17 protein-coding genes are annotated in these 19,231 nt (G+C 59.2%); 7 read left to right on the forward strand and 10 right to left on the reverse strand.

What is annotated here, in order from left to right; all coding sequences use genetic code 11:
• Window positions 1-63: 63 nt before the first annotated feature.
• A complete protein-coding gene (gene rpsD, locus AABE20_RS01595; protein WP_025824941.1) occupies window positions 64-681 on the reverse strand; it encodes a 30S ribosomal protein S4 in 618 nt (205 codons plus the stop codon).
• Window positions 682-984: 303 nt separating this feature from the next.
• On the opposite strand from rpsD, the gene AABE20_RS01600 reads away from it, so the two are divergent.
• Window positions 985-1,515, forward strand: coding sequence for an HdeD family acid-resistance protein (locus tag AABE20_RS01600; protein WP_338331524.1), 531 nt, complete (start codon window positions 985-987; stop codon window positions 1,513-1,515).
• Between the two features lie 41 nt (window positions 1,516-1,556).
• Here the strand turns inward: AABE20_RS01600 and AABE20_RS01605 are convergent, their stop codons facing one another.
• A complete protein-coding gene (locus AABE20_RS01605) occupies window positions 1,557-4,205 on the reverse strand; it encodes a cation:proton antiporter (protein WP_338331525.1) in 2,649 nt (882 codons plus the stop codon).
• Window positions 4,206-4,469: 264 nt separating this feature from the next.
• On the opposite strand from AABE20_RS01605, the gene AABE20_RS01610 reads away from it, so the two are divergent.
• Genes AABE20_RS01610 through AABE20_RS01620 form a run of 3 tightly spaced genes read left to right on the forward strand, consistent with a single transcriptional unit; the run spans window position 4,470 to window position 6,583 of the window.
• On the forward strand, window positions 4,470-4,715 hold the full coding sequence (locus AABE20_RS01610; RefSeq protein ID WP_338331526.1) for a hypothetical protein: 246 nt from the start codon (window positions 4,470-4,472) through the stop codon (window positions 4,713-4,715).
• Window positions 4,705-4,878 carry a hypothetical protein gene (locus AABE20_RS01615; RefSeq protein WP_338331527.1) on the forward strand — a complete coding sequence of 58 codons (174 nt, stop codon included), beginning with the start codon at window positions 4,705-4,707 and terminating at the stop codon, window positions 4,876-4,878. The genes AABE20_RS01610 and AABE20_RS01615 overlap by 11 nt, the downstream gene beginning before the upstream one ends.
• Window positions 4,865-6,583, forward strand: a complete 1,719-nt coding sequence (locus AABE20_RS01620) for an ABC transporter substrate-binding protein (RefSeq protein ID WP_338331528.1) — start codon at window positions 4,865-4,867, stop codon at window positions 6,581-6,583. Before AABE20_RS01615 ends, AABE20_RS01620 begins: the two co-directional genes overlap by 14 nt.
• An 89-nt stretch (window positions 6,584-6,672) precedes the next feature.
• Here the strand turns inward: AABE20_RS01620 and pstS are convergent, their stop codons facing one another.
• The 5 genes from pstS to rpmI all read right to left on the reverse strand — a co-directional run bounded on the left by pstS (window position 6,673) and on the right by rpmI (window position 12,005).
• Window positions 6,673-7,710, reverse strand: coding sequence for a phosphate ABC transporter substrate-binding protein PstS (pstS, locus tag AABE20_RS01625; RefSeq protein WP_338331529.1), 1,038 nt, complete (start codon window positions 7,708-7,710; stop codon window positions 6,673-6,675).
• 31 nt (window positions 7,711-7,741) lie between these two features.
• Complete coding sequence (pheT, locus tag AABE20_RS01630) at window positions 7,742-10,201, reverse strand: phenylalanine--tRNA ligase subunit beta (protein ID WP_338331530.1); 2,460 nt, start codon at window positions 10,199-10,201, stop codon at window positions 7,742-7,744.
• A 4-nt stretch (window positions 10,202-10,205) separates the two neighbouring features.
• Window positions 10,206-11,276: a phenylalanine--tRNA ligase subunit alpha gene (pheS, locus tag AABE20_RS01635; protein WP_338331531.1), complete on the reverse strand. Its 1,071-nt coding sequence runs from the start codon at window positions 11,274-11,276 to the stop codon at window positions 10,206-10,208.
• A 154-nt stretch (window positions 11,277-11,430) separates the two neighbouring features.
• Window positions 11,431-11,790, reverse strand: a complete 360-nt coding sequence (gene rplT / locus AABE20_RS01640; RefSeq protein WP_166110272.1) for a 50S ribosomal protein L20 — start codon at window positions 11,788-11,790, stop codon at window positions 11,431-11,433.
• A 14-nt stretch (window positions 11,791-11,804) separates the two neighbouring features.
• Window positions 11,805-12,005, reverse strand: a complete 201-nt coding sequence (gene rpmI / locus AABE20_RS01645; RefSeq protein ID WP_048853984.1) for a 50S ribosomal protein L35 — start codon at window positions 12,003-12,005, stop codon at window positions 11,805-11,807.
• Between the two features lie 547 nt (window positions 12,006-12,552).
• On the opposite strand from rpmI, the gene AABE20_RS01650 reads away from it, so the two are divergent.
• Genes AABE20_RS01650 through AABE20_RS01660 form a run of 3 tightly spaced genes read left to right on the forward strand, consistent with a single transcriptional unit; the run spans window position 12,553 to window position 16,701 of the window.
• Window positions 12,553-13,881 (forward strand): c-type cytochrome, encoded by a 1,329-nt coding sequence (locus AABE20_RS01650; RefSeq protein WP_338331532.1) that lies wholly within the window; start codon window positions 12,553-12,555, stop codon window positions 13,879-13,881.
• 20 nt (window positions 13,882-13,901) lie between these two features.
• A complete protein-coding gene (locus AABE20_RS01655) occupies window positions 13,902-14,378 on the forward strand; it encodes a (2Fe-2S)-binding protein (RefSeq protein WP_165990556.1) in 477 nt (158 codons plus the stop codon).
• Window positions 14,371-16,701: a xanthine dehydrogenase family protein molybdopterin-binding subunit gene (locus AABE20_RS01660; RefSeq protein ID WP_338331533.1), complete on the forward strand. Its 2,331-nt coding sequence runs from the start codon at window positions 14,371-14,373 to the stop codon at window positions 16,699-16,701. Before AABE20_RS01655 ends, AABE20_RS01660 begins: the two co-directional genes overlap by 8 nt.
• A 161-nt stretch (window positions 16,702-16,862) precedes the next feature.
• Here the strand turns inward: AABE20_RS01660 and AABE20_RS01665 are convergent, their stop codons facing one another.
• From AABE20_RS01665 to hslV, 3 genes are read right to left on the reverse strand one after another with little or no spacing between them, the layout of a single operon-like run.
• On the reverse strand, window positions 16,863-17,303 hold the full coding sequence (locus tag AABE20_RS01665) for a SufE family protein (RefSeq protein WP_338331534.1): 441 nt from the start codon (window positions 17,301-17,303) through the stop codon (window positions 16,863-16,865).
• Entirely contained in the window at window positions 17,303-18,616 is a 1,314-nt protein-coding gene (gene hslU, locus AABE20_RS01670) for an ATP-dependent protease ATPase subunit HslU (RefSeq protein WP_338331535.1), read from the reverse strand. Before hslU ends, AABE20_RS01665 begins: the two co-directional genes overlap by 1 nt.
• Window positions 18,616-19,215, reverse strand: a complete 600-nt coding sequence (gene hslV, locus AABE20_RS01675; protein ID WP_338331536.1) for an ATP-dependent protease subunit HslV — start codon at window positions 19,213-19,215, stop codon at window positions 18,616-18,618. Before hslV ends, hslU begins: the two co-directional genes overlap by 1 nt.
• Window positions 19,216-19,231 lie beyond the last annotated feature (16 nt).

Raw genomic sequence — 19,231 nt, forward strand, 5'->3', positions numbered from 1 at the left:
GCAAACGCCGGATGGAGAGTAACCCCTCCACCCGGCGTCCACAGGTCGAACCGGAGTTCCCGATTAACGGGAGTAGAATTCGACCACCAGGTTCGGTTCCATCTGCACCGGATACGGCACATCGGAAAGCTGCGGGCCACGCAGGAACGTGCCCTTCATCTGGCGATGATCGACTTCCATGTATTCAGGCACGTCACGCTCGGCGGACTGGGTTGCATCCAGAACGATGGCGAGCTGCTTGGACTTTTCGCGCACTTCGATCACGTCACCATCCTTAACGATGTAGGACGGGATGTTCAGCTTGCGACCGTTGACCAGAATGTGGCCATGGCTGATGAACTGACGTGCAGCAAACGGCGTGATCGCGAACTTCATGCGGTAGATGACCGCGTCCAGACGACGTTCGAGCAGGTTGATCAGGTTTTCAGACGTATCGCCCTTACGACGCACGGCTTCCTGATAGTAACGACGGAACTGCTTTTCCGTGATGTTACCGTAGTAACCCTTGAGCTTCTGCTTGGCCATCAGCTGGACAGAGAAGTCAGAAGGCTTGCCCTTGCGGCGCTGCCCGTGCTGACCCGGACCGTATTCGCGACGGTTAACGGGGGACTTTGCACGGCCCCACAGGTTTACGCCAAGGCGGCGGTTAATTTTATACTTGCTCTCAAGGCGCTTGCTCATAGTGCGCTCTTCATCTCTCAACAGGCGGGCTGGGAGAAACAGCCCGTCATTACACCGGTAGTCTCCGTCCACCACGGATCGGAGCGGGCGCATACCGCATTACCAGCAAAAAGGCGCTGGCCGGTCTGTCCACATTCCCGGCAATGGAGGCAGGGTCTACGAGAACATCGCCCACCTGTCAACAAAAGCCACGCAGGTGGTGTGGATTACTCGCATGTGGCTCTGTTTTTGCTTTGTATTAACGGGTGGCACCATACTATCAGATCATCACTCTCTTCCTCTGATATGCAAGGATAAACTCCAATGCCATTTGCACACAAATGGGCCCTCTTTGTCGGATTGGGCATTGCACTGGTCATACTGGGCTTTGTGGCCTGTATTGACGCTGTGTCCGTAACACTGGCCAGCACCATGTTTATTGGTGGCCTGCTTATTTTTGCCGGGATCATGCAGGGCGTACACGCCGTAGCGGTCAAGGACTGGGGTGGATTCCTGTTCTCCCTGCTTTGTGGCGGGCTTTATATTATTGCCGGTGCGCTGCTGATCAAGGAACCGGTTTCCGGCTCCGTGGCCATTACGGTTTTTGCCTCGGTCTGCTTTGTTGTGGTGGGCGTTCTGCGCTCGGTCATGGCGTTGCAATACCGTGGCCTGCCGGGCTGGGGCATTATTCTGGGCAGCGGGCTGATCAGCCTTGTGGTGGGCGTGTGCCTGTACCTCAGCCTGCCATGGTCCGGCCTGTGGCTGATTGGAACGTTTATTGCCGTAGAACTGATTGCAAGCGGTATTGGCTGGGTGCAGTTCGGCCTTGCCCTGCGCCAGAGCAACCTACGCTAAAGGTTATACGCGCAGGCACACGAGCGGCAGGCCGGGAGGCATTACTCCTGACCTGCCTCTTTATCTTTATCGCCCTCATGGGCGGCATCGGGCTTTTCGGGTGGCATAAGGGCCAGTACATCCGTCTCGGGCGAGAGCAGTGCCCTTGCGGCCAGACCGTCCTCATCCATAGCGGCAATTTTCTGCCTTGGCAGGAGTGATGTCGGGCGTTCGCCTGCCTCACGCTTGCGCAGAATGGTTTCAATATTCTGCATCACCACCGGGTAGTCATCTACCAGACGGCGGAAGCGCGAGGCTTTGATGGCCATAAAGTGCCCGAACTGCACCGCACGCACATTGCCAACACACCGCCAGCCGTGCAGAGCCTCCTGCGCGCCCAGCAGGTCCCCTGCTCCGTACAGTTCATCCACCCCCGCTATATGCGCCTCCACCAGCCCGGCGCTGATAAAGTAGACGTAGCGCATCCTCTGCCCCTTGCGGCACAGCATTTCCTGTGGGGCGACAAACCGCAAGGATGTGGTGGTCGCCAGATCGTGCAGTTCCGCGCCGGGCAGGCCCCTGAACACCGCCGCGTTTTTAATCCGGTCCTCTATGCCGCTCCGCAGGTCAAAACTCAGCCGCTTGTTCAGCCTGTGCCTGCGCCGCTCCAGCTCCTTGAGCAGTTCACGGTTCAGTTCATCACTAATCAGGGATTCAGCAAGCAGGGTGTCGTATTCCTCCCCTTCCAGACGAAGGGATATCTGGCGGAAAATGCGGTTCTCCAACGCCTCGGCGTAACCATGGTAATGCAGGCGCAGGGTTTCCAGCGCTTCATCAAGCAGTTTGCGCTGGCGCGAGAGCACCTCGGCCACAATTTCCCCAATACGGCTGCCCAGTGTGGGTTCCAGCCGCTCCCGCATGAAGCGGGTCAGCGAGATGGAAATAAAATGCGCCACCATCAGCATTTCAAACCGCTCGGCCATGCACAGCATCAACGGCCTGTCCCAGCGCAGATAGTTGTGAACCCACTGCGCCAGATCAAACCGCAGGGATGGGCTAAGCCGCCGCCTGAGTGCCCGCACATAACCCAGCCGCCCTTCCAGCCTTGCGCCATCAATAGCCGCTTCGGACGACCGCAGTAGGGTTTCCATCACCCGGCGGGACAACCCCTGCATACGGAACAGGTCCAGCAGCAACGAGCGCTCCTGACTGGCAATGGTGATCAGGGCAAGATTGACGCGCTGGGTATCGGACAAAGCCTGATCAAACACATTGGCGGCCTGCTCTTCCTCCGAGCGGCGTTCGATCTGGTCCAGCACAGGGCGTGTGGCGTCCGCACTAAAGCCCAGCTCGCTACCCAGTTCCTCCGCCCGTTCGCGCACATTGCCCAGACCAATCCCCAGAACCTGATGCCGCATGGCCTCATCAATGGGGGAAAGCTGGTCAAGTTTCAAAAACAGAACAAGCGAGCGCAGGGTGGTGCCATTGACCAGCAGGGTGATCAGCACAAACCCCGTGGCGATAATCCCAATAAAATGGGCAATGGGTGTGGCCACATGCTCGTTTTCCGTAACCGCCAGCGCAAGGGCCAGTGTAATGGCTCCACGCAACCCACCCCACACCATGGTGACCTTAAACGGCGTTGGCACGGGCGGAGAAAGGCGCGACCATGCCAAAAGCGGCAACATGCCAAACACCACGGCGGCACGGGCGGTCAGCCCGGCCACGCTTGCAATCAGGATAAGAACCCAGTCCCAGCGGGTCATGCCCACCAGCAGGTGCGGCACCAGCATGGAGGCAAGCACAAACACCAACGACCCCGCCCAGAACACCAGTTGCTGCCATAGCTGGTTAAGGAACAGCCACGTTTGGGGCCGCACGGTGGATGGCCCGTAAACCGAGAGCGTCAACCCCGCGGCAGCGGTTGCCACCACACCGGATACACCCAGAAATTCATCCGAAATAATATAAACAACATAGGGCAGTGCAACGCTGAGCGTAATTTCGGCAGCGGAACTGCCAATGGCGGACATCATGGCCAGTGTTAGCCGCCCACACAAAACCCCAACCACCAGCGCCCCCACGAAGGACACAACGAACGAGACAACCGCCTCCCCCGGATGAATGGCGCGGTGCAATGTGACCGAAGGCAGCAGGATGGAAAAAATGGAAATGGCGGCTGCGTCATTCAGCAGCGCTTCGCCTTCCACCAACCGGGTCAGACGGGTGGAGGCCCCGATATCACGGAAAATTCCGGCCACGGCGGACGGGTCCGTGGTAGCCACAATGGAGCCAAGCAGCAGGCAGACCACCAGTGGCATGCCCGCAAACGGCATAAGGGCAAAACCGATCAGGGCAGTGGACAGGGCCACAGCCACCACGGCCAGCAGCAGAACGGTTGCCGCCTCATGCGCAAGGCGGCGCACATCAATGGCCAGAGCGCCCTGAAAAACCAGAACGGGCAGAAAAATAAGCAGGAACGACTCACTGCTGATAGGAAAATCAAGCAGGGTTTCAGCTATGCCGCTCAGGGCGGAAGCATAGGATGTCCGCAGCGCAAAATCCGCCAGCGAGCCAATAATAATGCCCACAATGGCCAGCAGAACGGTCTCGGACAGTTCAAGCTTGCGGGCAATCGGCTGCACCGCGCTCACCACGACCAGAAGGAGCGCAATAACAAGTAGTATCGCAGCCAGACCTGTTACCGCCATACCCATGCCCCTCTATTGCCAAAACCTGTCCGAATTCCACCCTTGCTAACACAATGATAAGGCAAGGAAATGGCAGACTCTGTTTTCTGGTTCCGCTTTTAACAGGCTCGCGGCAACCATGCCACACCTGCAAGCACAGGTCTGGAACATGCAGGCAGCGCATAACTGCCTGTTTTACGGAACCTGCTGAACACACAAGGCATGACCGTAAACCACACAGGCCAAGACTTTTCGGGCCGAAAGATTGGGAGTATGCTCCCACACATGAAGAAACTGATGTGCTCCCGACCTCAGCTTGCCCTGCTTGTGTTTATCCTCACAGGACTTTCGGCCTGTGCTGAAGACCCGCATGCGCATTATTACCACCCACGCAACCACAAAGGGCAGGCTGCCCCCGACTGGTACAGGCCACCAGCAACACCACAGAACTCCTTCAAGTATAAAAAATCACAAGGTTTTTATGAGAAGAAGGCCGATGGTAACACGGAAGGCCTGCAGTATGACCGATAATGATAAAACGGAAAAAGTTGTCCGTCTGGCCATTATTGCCGGGGCGGTCATGGTTGGCATTATTGTCCTGACCTCCATGTATTCCGGCTTTGCCGCCCTTATGACCGGCCAACCCATGCCCGGGCAGCCCGCCCAGACCATGGGGCCGAATGAGACCCACTAAAAAACCACCTTTTTACGCGCAGCAGGTGGGCTGCCTGCTGGCCTGCTGGCTGCTTTGCCTCCCCATTCTGGCAGTTGGTGCGGATATTCCCCCCGCCTCCCTGCCCCGGCCCGAACATGGCGGGGGCACCCTGCGGCTGGTAGCGGCTGCTTCTGGCGGCACGCTGGACCCCCAGATTAATTACACAGGCAAATACATTAATCTTTTTGCCAATGTGTATGATGGGCTGACCACCTTTAACAAAGTAACAGGCCCAGCAGGCAAAGAGGTTGTGCCCGATCTGGCCGAATCCCTGCCCGCTCCGCGCGATGGTGGGCTGACCTATACTTTTACCCTGCGCCCCAACATCCGGTTTTCCAACGGCCAGCTTGTGACCACGGCAGATGTTGTGGCCTCCTTCCAACGGCTTTTTCGGATTGGTGCGCCAACGGCTGGGTCTTTTTACGGCGCCATTATCGGAGCGGATGCCTGCCTGCGCGCTCCTGCGCACTGCACACTTGAGCACGGCCTAGAGGCGGACGCCCCCAACAGGCGCATAACCTTCCATCTGACACACCCGGATGCGGAGTTCCTGCAAAAGCTTGCTTTTACCCACGCTGTTATTCTACCAGCCAGCACCCCAGACCATGATACGGGCAACACCCCCCTGCCCGGCACCGGCCCTTACATGCTGGAATCCTACGACCCCAGTAACTTCCTCCACCTTGCCCGCAATCCCGCCTTCCAGACATGGAACCCGCAGGCACAACCCGCAGGCTACCCGGACCGGATTGAATATACTTTTGGCATACCAGAGGAAGCCGCCGTAACCGCCGTGGAAAACGGGCAGTACGACTGGATGGCCGATACCATTCCCCTTGACCGGCTGGGCGAACTGGGCAGCCGTTTTGCCGGGCAAACGCACGTTATGCGCCACCCATCGCTCTATTTTTTAGCCATGAACATGCACGAGGCCCCTTTTACGGACATAAGGGTGCGTCAGGCGGTCAATTACGCGCTTAATCGCAAGGCGCTGGTTATTCTGTACGGCGGGCCGGGCATTGCGCGCCCGCTCTGCGGCCTGATCCCTTCCGCTTTGGGGGTTGAGGGCCAGACCTGCCCTTACACGCAGGCAGCCTCCCCCACGGCACCAGCACAGCAGTGGGCCGCACCAGATATGCAAACAGCCCGTAATCTGGTGCATGCCAGCGGCACCATGGGGCAGAAGGTCACTCTGGTTGTCGCCAGCACCAGTGCCGACATGGCCATGGGCGTATGGGTGCGCGACATGCTGCAACACCTTGGCTATCAGGCGGCTTTACGTCCGATCAGCAGCAGCCTGCAACTGCCTTACATCCAGAACACCGACAACCATGTGCAAATAGCCCTGACAAGTTGGTCTGCCGATTATCCTTCCGCCTCCAACTTTGTGGACGCGCTGTTTGGGTGTGAGAATTTTCACCCCCATTCCGACAGTTCCATCAACATTCCCGGTTTTTGCGACCCACAGGCTCAAGCTGTCATGGACCGTGCCAGAACGGATACCAGCCTGAGCACATTCCAGCGCGACCAGCTATGGGTGGACGCCAACAGGCTCATTATGGCGCAGGCCCCCGCCGCCCCCATGATTGAAAAAGACAATGTGGTGCTCACGTCCGCCCGTGTTCGGAACTTTTTTTATACCGAGGTCAACCAGCTCCTGTTCTCTCAGGTCTGGTTGCACTAACCGCGGAGCCGATCCCGGTTATCCACAGAATCTGTGGATGAAATATAGGACAAGTCTGGAATGATCGCGGGATAACACCCGCTAACAGCTTATTCCGCGCCAAGCCGTTTGAGCGCACGCGCTCTGATCTGCTCTGGCAGGGGCACATAATCAAGCTGCCGGGTTACGGTTGCCCCCTCCACCAGCCCCCAACGGAAAAACCGGCGCACGGCATCTCCCTGATTATCGGCCGTGGCTGCGGCTGGGAACAGCACATATGTGGTGGTGATAATGGGCCAGCTCTGCGCACCGTCCACATCACTCAGTGTGGCGGTCAGGTCTGCCTCGTCCCACAGGGCAGCCTGTGCGGCCTGCGCAAAACTACTGGCCGAGGGGCTGACAAAAAAACCTGCGTGGTTTTGCATCTGCACAAGCGCCAGATGGTTGCGCTCGGCATAGGCGTATTCAAGGTAGCCAATGCTGCCTGCTGTATTTTGCACATAGGCTGCAATGCCATCATTCCCGCGCGCACCAGCACCTGCTGGCCATGCAACGGACGTGCCCTTACCCACGCCATCCCTCCACTGTGGCGAAACATGGGCGAGGTAGTCTGTAAAAACATAGGTCGTGCCCGAACCATCCGCCCGGTGCAAAGGTGCGATCACCTGATCGGGCAGATGCAGGTCGGGGTTAAGGGCTGCAATCCGGGCATCGTTCCACTGCGTTATGGACCCTGCATAAATATCGGCCAGCACCGGGCCACTCAGGCGCAGGGTTCCATTGGCAATACCGGGCACATTGGCCGTAATGACCACGCCCCCAATGGCCGTGGGCACCTGCACAAGCCTGCCGCCTTCCAGCCGCGTATGGGTCATGGGGGCGTCAGAGGCCCCAAAGTCCACCGTGCCAGCCAGAATCTGGTTCTGCCCAGCGCCCGAACCTATGGTCTGGTAATTAACCCGCACATCCACACCAGAAGGTGCGGCTGCGGACCATGCCTGATACAGCGGCGCGGCAAAGCTGGAACCTGCCCCCGTAATGCTTTCCGCCCGCATGGGATGCGGCAGGGCAAACCCACCACACAGGAGCAGAGCGGCAAAACCCGCTTTAACCCAGCAGCGCATGTGGGTGAGGTGGGAATATGCCATGATCTGCTCCTTACTGCCGCCAACCCTGCTTTTAGCGCAGGACCGCACCCGTTGCCTTGCTGACAGCGGCCACAATACGCTCGGACACCGCTTCGAGTTCAGCATCCGTCAGACTTTTATCGGTCGGTTGGAGGGTTACTTCCACCCCAACCGAGCGCATGCCTTCCGCCACATGCTGGCCGGTATAAATGTCAAACAGGCTCACATCGGCCACAAGCTGGCGGTCGGCGCCACGCACCGCGCGCAACACGCTTTCCACTGGAATATCCTGCGCGAGCACAAATGCAAAATCACGCCGCACAGGCTGGAAGGCGGAAAGGACCGGCGCACTTTTCTTTTTCTTTTTGGGTTGGGGCACACCTTCCACAAACACTTCAAACGCCACAACCGGCACATCAATCCCCGCGGCCTGAAGTACTGAGGGGTGCAGTTCGCCAAAATACGCCAGAATGTTCTTAGGCCCCTGCCGCAGCACACCGGAGCGACCCGGGTGGTACCATGCAGGCGCATCCGCCGTGGTGGTTATGGCATCGGGGTTAACCCCGAACTGGCGCAGCAGTTCCAACGCATCCGCTTTGGCCGCCCAGAGCGAAACCGCATTACTGGGCACACCGGGGTAACGTTGCGTATGCCCCGAGCGTACACCTGCCGCCAGTGTTTGCTGCGCGATTTCGGCAAAGGCCGGACCAATTTCAAACAGCCCGATATCCCCCCATCCGCGCACACTGTTGTGCCGGATTGCTGCGACCAGATTAACCAGTGGCGTTGGTCGCATCTGGTCCAGATCGGAGGCAATGGGGTTGAGCAGACGCAGGCTTTCGGGCGCGCCACCAAAATGCACGGCTTCCTCGTGTGAGACAAACGAGAAGCCTACCGTTTCCGTTAACCCACGCGCAGCCAGCACGCGGCGGGCCAGCGCAAAGCGGGCCTGTGCGGGCGTAAGCGATGCCCCCGGCACCACGCTGAGGGGGGGCAGAGGCACGGCCGGAACCGCATCCAGCCCTTTAAGCCGCAGAACCTCTTCCACCAGATCGCTCTCGGCTTCAATGGCGGCCACACCCTGTGCGGCTGCGGCGGCCGCATCGGCTGGCAGGTCCTTGCCCTGTGACAGCACGGGGGCCTGCGCCACGTCATTACGCCATGACGGCACGCCAAGTTCGACCGTGGTCGCATTGCGCGTACGCACCTCAAAGCCCAGCTTTTCCAGCAGGGCCACGCTCTCATCGGCTGGCACGTCCAGTCCGCCAAGGTCACGCACCCGGTCAAAGCGCAAGGTTGCGTTACGCTGCCATGCAGGTTGCTGCCCGGCGGAGACAACCTCGCTGGCCTCCCCCCCACACAGCTCGACAATCATGCGGGTTGCGGCCTCAAGGGCGGCCACGGGTAACGCCTGATCCACACCGCGTTCGAACCGGTAGCTGGAATCAGACGACAGGCCGAGCCTGCGGCTGCTCAGCGCCACGCGCACGGGGTCAAACAGCGCGCATTCCACAAACACATCGGTTGTGGCCTCGGTCGCGCCCGTGGCGTCCCCCCCCATGATCCCGGCAAGGGACTGCACACCGTTCTGGTCGGCAATGACGCAGTCTTCCGCTGTTACGGTGCAATCCTGCCCATCGAGCGTGCGGAAGGTCTCGCCCGCGCCCCGGCACAGGGTCAACCGCCCTCCGGCAATCTTGTTCGCATCGAACACATGCAACGGACGACCGAGGTCGAAGCAGAAATAGTTGGTAATATCGACCAGTGTTGAAATGGAGCGCAGGCCAATGCTTTCCAGCCGGTTACGCAACCAGTCCGGGCTGGGACCATTGCGGACCCCACGGATGGTCCGCCCCAGCACCCACGGGCAGGCTTCGGGGTAGGTAATGGCCCATTCCACGGGGGAGGCAAACGTGCCCTCCACCGTTTCGGCCAGCCATGGGCGCAATGTACCAAGCCCTGCCGCGGCCAGATCGCGCGCAATGCCGCGCACGCCCAGTGCATCGCCCCGGTTGGGGGTAATGGCAATGTCGATCACAACATCATCCAGCCCGGCAAAATCGGGGTAGGACTGGCCGGGCAGTGTGTCGGCTGGCAGTTCGGCAATGCCGCTGGTTTCCTCACCCAGCCCCAGTTCGCGCAGGGAGCACAGCATGCCTCCACTCAGCTCACCCCGGACCTTGCCCGCCTTGATGGTAATATCCAGCCCCGGCACATAAGCGCCCGGCGGGGCAAAAATAACCGCCAGATCCTTGCGCGCATTGGGTGCGCCGCACACAACCTGCACATCCGCAAAGCCCGGACCCGCATCCACCCGGCAGACCTGCAACCGGTCGGCATTGGGGTGGGGCTGGGCGTCCAGAATACGGGCGGTCAGGAAGGGTTCAAGGGCTGCACCCTTGTTCTCAACACTTTCCACCTCCAGACCGATCTGGTTGAGCATGGCGCAGATTTCGGCCAGCGTTGCCTGAGTTTCCAGATGGTCATACAACCATGACAGCGTGAATTTCATACTCTCACACCCCTTCGTGCAGCAGTGCGGGTGCGAGCGGGTCTGCCCCGTAATGTCGCAGCCAGCGGATATCGCTTTCATAGAACGAACGCAGGTCGGGAATGCCGTTCTTCAGCATAGCCAGACGTTCGACCCCCATACCAAAGGCAAACCCCTGCCACACGCGCGGGTCCAGCCCGCAATTAGCCAGAACGCGGGCATGAACCATGCCTGCCCCCAGCACTTCCAGCCAGTCTTCCCCTGCCCCGATCTCGCCCGTTTTGCGCGACCAGCCGATATCCACCTCCAAGGAGGGTTCGGTGAACGGGAAGTAGGATGAACGAAAGCGCACTGGCAGGGACGGCTTACCAAAAAACGCACGCAGGAACTCGATCAGGCAGCCTTTGAGGTGCCCAAGAGTAATCCCCTCGCCCACCACCAGACCTTCGCACTGGTGAAACATGGGGGAGTGCGTTGCATCATGGTCGGCGCGGTACGTGCGACCGGGCGCAATAATGCGAATAGGAGGTTTTTGCCCCAGCATGGTGCGGATCTGCACGCCAGAGGTCTGGGTCCGCAGGACGCGGGTCACGTCCAGCCCCGGTGAAGGGGGGAGGTAAAACGTGTCGTGATCAGTTCTGGCGGGGTGGTGGTCCGGTGTATTCAGGGCCGAAAAATTGTGCCAGTCGGTTTCGATATCCGGCCCTTCGGCAACGTGAAAACCCATAACGCCAAAAATGGCCGTCATTTCCTCGATCGTGCGGCTGATCGGGTGGATGTAGCCTGTGGTTTCCGCCACGGGGGGGGCGGTCACATCCAGTTTTTCGGCAATCAGGCGGGCCTGTAGGGCGGCGGCTTCCAGCTCCCGGCCGCGGGCCTCCACTGCCTGCGTTAACTCATCACGCAGGCGGTTCAGGGCAACGCCCCGGGCCTTACGTTCATCGGGCTGCATTTTCCCCAACGCTTTGAGCAAGCCGGTCAGGCGGCCGGATTTACCCAGTGTGCCAACGCGCACGGCATCCCATGCCCGCAGGTCTGTGGCACCAGCCAGTTCCGACAGGACATCCTGCCGAAGAGTTTCTAGATCGTCGCTCATGGAACCCCGCGCTGAGGAAAAAATGCTACCGGGCGGATACAATCTCCCGCTCCGGGAGAAAAGCCCTTTGGCCCAAAAACCATCCGCCAAAAAGCAAAAAGGCCGCCCGGTAATGGACGGCCTTCTTGTATACCGGATCTGTCAGGACCGGCAATCAGGCTGCCAGAGCGGCCTGTGCCTTCTTGACGATTTCGGCAAAGGTTGCTGCGTCATCAAATGCGATGGCGGCCAGAACCTTGCGGTCAATCTCGATCCCGGCCTTGTCCAGACCGTTAATGAAACGGCTGTAGGTCAGACCGTGTTCACGCACTGCGGCGTTAATACGCTGGATCCACAGAGCGCGGAATTCGCGCTTCTTGTTGCGGCGGTCACGATATGCGTACTGGAGCGCCTTTTCAACGCGTTCCAGAGCAATACGGTAGTTGGTGGAAGACCGGCCGCGGTAACCCTTGGACAGTTCCAGAACTTTTTTGTGGCGTGCGAGTGTGGTTACACCGCGTTTAACACGTGCCATATCTTAGATGCTCCTTACAGCCCGTAGGGGGCCCACTGCTTAACCGTACGGCCGTCCTGCGGCTGAAGAACCTGCGTGCCGCGTGCGGAGCGCTTCATCTTCTGTGTACGCTTGATCATGCCGTGACGCTTACCGCACGGGCCGGAGAGCACCTTGCCGGTCGCGGTGATCTTGAACCGCTTCTTGACCGACGACTTGGTCTTCATTTTGGGCATTTCTTTACTCCTGAAATACGCTGGACCTGACCACTTCATTCCCGCGAGGGTATAAAGCGGCTTCTGCACGGCCGGGCATGCCCCACAGGCCCGGACGCGTGCGCGAATGCGCTTCCTTAAAAGAAAGGCGGCGCGCTTTCAAGCCTTCGCTTGCAACAAATGTGCCACACAGGCCACGCCCGATTCTTCGACCGGTCGGATTCTGTATGCCATTGGGGCGGATCTGCCTCCTCTCTATTGAGGCAACGCCGCCCTCTCGCCCGAAGAAAATGCATGCCGCACATGCAAATCTTTACTTGTCTATATCTACGTGAATATAGATAATAACCAAAAAAGGCCGTTTTTTGTAATATTCTTGCGATATAGATAAATCATATACACTTACTCGTGTAATAACGCGGCTTCTATGCGTTTATCTGTGATGCAAATCCAGATAAGATTGATCTCAATCAACGACAGACCGCAGACGCTGTTCCTCTGGCTGTGTTGGGCAGACTTGATCCATCTGCCCGCCAGACGGGACGTTTACACATAAGGTGGGGATAGAGTGATCAAACGTCTATTAGCAGGAGCAGCAGCCATTGGCGCCATAGGTGGCCTGGGCTTTCTTTATTACGCTTGGTACCCCCCTATTGAACCAGTAGAAGCCGCCGACCCGGGCAGTTTTTCCGCCGAGCAGATCGAGCGTGGCCGCATTGTGGCCGCCGAAGGGTACTGCGCGGAATGCCACACCCGCACGGATGCGGGCGGCGGCCCCGAACTGGCGGGCGATTACAAAATGGAAACGCCTTTTGGCGCCATTTATTCCTCCAATATTACGCCAGACCTCGAAACCGGCATAGGCAACTGGTCGGAAGAAGCCTTCCAGCGCGCCATGCACCTTGGGGTTTCCCGCAAGGGTGTACATCTTATTCCGGCCTTCCCGTTTGATCATTTCACCAAAATGACCGAGCAGGATGTTTCCGACCTTTACGCCTACCTGATGACACGCCCTGCCGTGCACATGACGCACCGCACCAACGAGCTGCCATTCCCGCTCAGCCTGCGCATTTTGCAGGCAGGCTGGAAGCTGCTCTACTTTACCCCCGGTGTGTACAAGCCCGACCCACGGCATGATGCACTGTGGAACCGTGGGGCCTACCTGTCCGAAGGTAATGCCCATTGTGGCGCATGCCATACCCCGCGCGACTTCATGGGTGCTGAGAAAAAGAGCGCTCCTTACGATGGCGCAGTGGTGGACAACTGGATTGCCCCACCGCTGAACGAACACAACCCCACCCCGACCACATGGACGGAAGACGAACTCTTCCAGTATCTGCGCTTTGGGGTGGCCCCGCTGCATGGCCCCGCCGGTGGCCCCATGTCCCCCGTGCCGCACCGCTTCCTTTCCACTGTACCGGAAGAGGACGTACACGCCATTGCACATTACTTTGCTGATGTGGACCACGCCGCCGAGCGTGAAAAACACGACAAGGCCGCCCTTGCCCGCGCCATGGAACAGTCCAAGACCGATCTGATCGGCCCCAGTGTGGACCCGGACGCCAAGCTCTATCAGGGTGCATGTGCCGCCTGCCATTACAATGCGGCCCCTTCCCCCGTGCTCGGCCGCCCCGATCTGGCGCTGAACAACGCATTGTGGCTGAGCGAGCCGACAAACCTCTATCAGGTCATCCTGCATGGTCTGACAGCAGAAGAAGGCCAGACGGGCGTTGCCATGCCCAGCTTCTACAATGCCCTGTCCGATCAGGATATGGCGCGGATTGCGGGCTACCTGCGCCGCACCCGCACCACCCTGCCGCCATGGACGGATCTGGAAAAGAAAGCAGCCGCAGTGCGCAAGACCATTACCACCATTCCTGTCAATTCATCGCACTAAGACGGACCACGGAGCACGAGATGGTAAAATTCAAACTCAATGGCCGTGACGTTTCTGTCGATGTGCCAGACGACACCCCCCTGCTGTGGGCGCTGCGTGATGATCTGGATCTGACGGGCACAAAATTTGGCTGTGGTGTAGGCCAGTGTGGCGCATGCACCGTTCTGGTTGGTGGCCGGGCAACACGCTCGTGCATTACCCCGCTCAGTTCGCTTGAAGGGGCGGATGTGACCACCATTGAAGGGCTGGACCCCAATGGCAAACATGCCGTGCAGGAAGCATGGAAGGACATTCAGGTTCCGCAATGCGGTTACTGCCAGTCCGGCCAGATTATGCAGGCCGTCAGCCTGTTAAAGGATTACCCGGACCCCACGGATGAGGAAATTGACGGTGTTATGGGCGGCAGCCTGTGCCGCTGCATGACCTATGTCCGTATTCGCAAAGCCATTAAAAAAGCAGCTGCCGCCCTGCGTAAGGAGGAGCCGTCCAATGGGTAAGCTCGAACGTATTGCCGCACAGCAGGACCGGGTCGCAGGCCGTGGCCCTTCGCGCCGCAGTTTTCTGCTTACGGCGGCGGGGTCTGCCTTCCTGTTCGGGTTTGCCCGGCAGGGTAAGGCAGCACAGGTTTACCCGCAGGATGCTCCCGCCGCCTTGCAGGAAGCCAGCGCCTTTGAACCCACAATCTGGTGCTCCATCGCCCCCGATGGCTGGGTGAATGTCAACATCATCCGTGCGGAAATGGGCCAGCATATTGGCACAGCCCTTGCCCGTATTATTGCAGATGAGATGGAAGCCGACTGGAACAAGGTCCGCATTACCTATGTGGATACGGACCCCAAATGGGGGCTTATGGTCACCGGCGGTTCCTGGTCGGTCTGGATGACATGGGACCAGTTCCGTCAGGCCGGTGCTGCGGCACGTACGGTTATGGTGGAACAGGGCGCCAAACTGCTTGGCGTTGCGCCTTCGGCCTGTATTGCGCGGAACGGGCAGGTTATTGCGGGCAGCCGCTCCATCAGCTACGGCGATATTGTCAGCCGCGCGCACCCGACAAAAACCTACACGCCAGAAGAAATGGCCAAACTGCCGCTCAAGCCCGCATCCGAGCACCGGCTGATTGGCAAGGATGTCAAGGCGCTGGACATTCCGTCCAAAACCAACGGCACCGCCATTTACGGCATAGACGCCAAGCTGGAGGGCATGGTGTATGCCCGCCCCAAGCTGCCCCCCACGCGTTATGGCTCCAAGGTTGTCTCGGTTGATGAGAGCGAGGCCAAAAAGGTCAAGGGCTATATCCGCTACATTGTGCTCGAAGACCCATCAGACACCGTTCCGGGCTGGGTTGCTGTTCTGGCCACCTCCTACCCTGCGGCCATCCGTGCGACGGATGCGCTCAAGGTTGTGTGGACACCGGGCAAAACCGCCAATGTTACCGAGCAGGACATTCTGGACTACGGTCGCAAGCAGATTGCCAACAAAGCTGGTGGCTCCCGCGTGTTCAACGACCCCGGTGTGGACGAAACATTCGCCAAAGCCGCCAAAGTGGTCGAGCAGACCTATACCTGCTCCTCCGTTCTGCATTACCAGCTTGAACCCATGAACGCGCTGGCCCGCCAGCACGAAGGCAAGTGGGAGGTGCATTGTGGCAACCAGTGGCAGACCCTCTTCCTGCCCGTTATTGCCAAGGCTTTGCAGGTTCCTGAATCCGAAGTGGTCATGCGCAGCTATCTGCTGGGTGGGGGCTTTGGCCGCCGCCTGAACGGGGATTACGCAGTGCCTGCGGCCCTTATTTCCAAGGCCATTGGCGGCAAGCCGGTCAAGCTGATCTTTACCCGCTCGGACGACGTGCTGTTTGACTCCATCCGCTCCCCCTCCGTGCAGACGGTGCGTGCCGCACTGGGGAACGATGGCGCCATTACAGCATGGCAGCACCATGCCTCTGCTGGCTGGCCAACCCGCGTTATGGCCAGCGCGTTCATGGAAAAAGGCGAAGATGGCAAGCCTTACGACCAGTTTGCCATTGCTGGCGCTGACCACTGGTACGATGTAGGCCCCATGCTGGTGCGCGCGCTGGACAACGATCTGGCGAGCGATACCTTCCGCCCCGGTTGGCTGCGTTCGGTCAGTTCCGGCTGGACCCCATGGGCGCATGAAAGCTTTTTGGACGAAATCGCCTACGCCCGTAAGCTGGACCCCGTGGACTACCGCCTGAGCCTGCTGGACAGCAAAGGCCGCAATGCAGGCAGCGCCCCCAACTCCGTGGGTGGGGCCAGCCGTCAGGCCAATGTGCTTAGGCATCTGGCGGAAAAATGCGGTTATGGCAAAGTCTCCCTGCCTGCGGATACCGCCATTGGCATTGCCACCACCTTTGGGCAGGAACGCAACATGCCAACATGGACGGCAGGCGCCGTGCAGGTGCATGTTGACCGCAAGACAGGCGTTGTAACCTGCCAGAAAATCTGGCTGGTGCTGGATGCGGGCACCATTATTGACCCCGATGGCGCTGCGGCACAGACCGAAGGTGGCGCATTGTGGGGGCTGAGCATGGCCCTGTTTGAAGGAACCGAAATTGTGGACGGCAACGTGCGCGACCGGAACCTGAACACCTACACCCCCCTGCGTATTGCAGATGTGCCGGAGATGGATGTTGAATTCCTGCCCAGCACGGAAAAACCCATGGGTCTGGGTGAGCCGGGGGTCACAACCATTGCGCCAGCCGTGGGGAATGCCATTTTCAACGCCGTGGGCGTGCGCCTGCGCCACCTGCCCATCCGCCCGGAAGATGTGCTGAAGGCTTTGAAGGAAAAAGGGAACGCCTGACCCTATTCCAGCCTGGCTGAATACAAAAACCGGCCCGTCAAAACAGAACGGGTCGGCTCCAAAACTGAAAAACCCCCAGCCCGCGCAACCACGCGGAACTGGGGGTTTTTTAATGGCGGACGGTCATGCGCTCCTTAAAGCCCATACAGAACCGATAGTGCTCAGGCGGACACAGCGGCTGCCGTGCGAATGGCGCGGGCCATGGCTTCCACCCCGTTACCACGGTTGGTGGACAAAGCCTGCACCAACCCCAGATCACGCAAAAATCCGGGGTCCGTTGCCTGAATTTCCTCTCGCGTGCGGCCTGAATAAACACGCAACAGCAAGGCCACCAGACCACACACAATGGCGGCGTCTGACAGACCGGCAAAGTAAAGCCTGCCCTCGGCTTCCTTTTCCTCCAGCCAGACCTGACTCTGGCAGCCGGGCACACGGTGCGCATCGTTACACCACTCGGGCGGGAATGGGGGCAGTTTGCGCCCCATTTCTATGATGTACTGGTAGCGTTCCATCCAGTCATCAAATATGCCCAGCTCATCACCAATGGCTTCGATCGCTTCTGCCGCAGTCTCTTCCTGCGGATTAACAAATGGTGCTTCCATTATAAAATAAACCTGCTCAGATCACCCTTGCGGGCCAAAGGCGCCACTTTGTCGCGCACCATGGCGCCATCCACCACAACATTTTCGCCCTGACGGTCAGAAGCCGTGAAGGAAATATCCTCCAGCAGTTTTTCCAGCACCGTGGCAAGCCTGCGCGCACCAATGTTTTCTACCCGGTCGTTAATATCGGCGGCCAGTTCGGCCAGTGCGTCCACCGCATCATCTGCAAACGTCAGGCTTACACCTTCGGTTTTCATCAAGGCCGTGTACTGCTTGAGCAGCGAATGTTCCGGGTCGGTCAGAATACGCCGCAGATCATCGCGCGAGAGAGGCTGTAATTCCACACGAATAGGCAGCCGCCCCTGCAATTCAGGCAGAAGGTCGGATGGCTTGGCCAGATGGAACGCGCCCGAGGCAATGAACAGGATATGGTCAGTTTTGACCGGGCCATGTTTGGTGGAAACAGTCGTGCCTTCAATAAGGGGCAGCAGGTCTCGCTGCACCCCCTCGCGCGAGACATCGCCTCCCTTCATCCCCGTTTCGGATGAGCGGGCGCACACCTTGTCTATTTCGTCCAAAAAGACAATGCCGTTGTTCTGCACATGGGCCACGGCCTCACGCGTCAGGCTTTCGCTATCCAGCAGGCGTTCGGCTTCCTCGCGGCGCAACTGTTCGCGGGCGGCGGAAATCTTGAGTTTTTTCTGCTTGGGCGCGCGGTTCATGAATCCTTTCATCATGTCCCCGATATTGATCACGCTCCCCGGCATCATGCCCGGCATATCACCCGGCCCTGTGGGGGCTGGCTCGGTGATGGCAATATCAATTTCCTTGTCCTCAAGCTGCCCGCTGCGCAGCATGGTGCGGAACTTGCTTTTGGTATCTGCCGAAGACCCCTCGCCCGCCAGCACAGTGATAATCCGTTCTTCTGCTGCCTGAGCAGCCTGCTCCTCCACATCCTTGCGGCGCAGATCCTTGAGCATGACAATGGCGGCATCCACAAGGTCGCGCACAATGCTGTCCACATCCCGGCCGACATAACCGACCTCGGTAAACTTGGTGGCTTCCACTTTAAGGAACGGGGCCTGCGCCAGTCTGGCCAGCCTGCGGGCGATCTCGGTTTTGCCGCAGCCGGTCGGGCCGATCATGAGGATGTTCTTGGGTACGACCTCCTCCCGCATGGCCTCGGGCAGTTGCGCCCGGCGCCAGCGGTTGCGCATGGCAATGGCGACCGCACGTTTGGCATCCCCTTGGCCCACAATATAGCGGTCAAGTTCAGCAACAATATCACGCGGGGAAAGATGGGGGGCTTGCATCAGGCGTTTTCTCCCGCAGTTCTGGCATCCAGCGTTTCTATCCGCACGGAGTGGTTGGTATAGACACAGATATCGCCAGCAATCTTCATGGCGCGGGTAACAATGTCCTCGGCACTCAGCCCATCGACCGTCAGCAGTGCCCGGGCGGCGGACAATGCGTAATTACCACCCGAACCAATGGCGATAATCCCATCCTCTGGTTCCAGCACATCGCCATTACCTGTCAGGGTAAAGGAGTGCTCCGCATCGGCTACGGCCATCATGGCCTCCAGCCTGCGCAGGTAGCGGTCCGTGCGCCAGTCCTTGGCCAGTTCCACACAGGCGCGTTCCAACTGGTTGGGGTAGCGCTCCAGCTTGGCCTCAAGCCGCTCCAGCAGCGTAAAGGCATCTGCCGTGGCACCGGCAAACCCGGCCAGAATGCTGCCTGAGGGGCCAATGCGCCGGACCTTGCGGGCGTTGCCCTTGATCACGGTGCTGCCCAGCGTGACCTGACCATCACCCGCCATGGCAACCTGCGCACCCCGGCGCACACAAAGAATGGTGGTCCCGTGCCAGCCGACGGGATCATGCGAAGACGAAGCAGAATGAAAACTATCCATAACACCAAGAAATAGG

Source organism: Acetobacter zythi (assembly GCF_963921165.1).
In the GTDB taxonomy this organism is placed as follows: Bacteria; Pseudomonadota; Alphaproteobacteria; order Acetobacterales; family Acetobacteraceae; genus Acetobacter.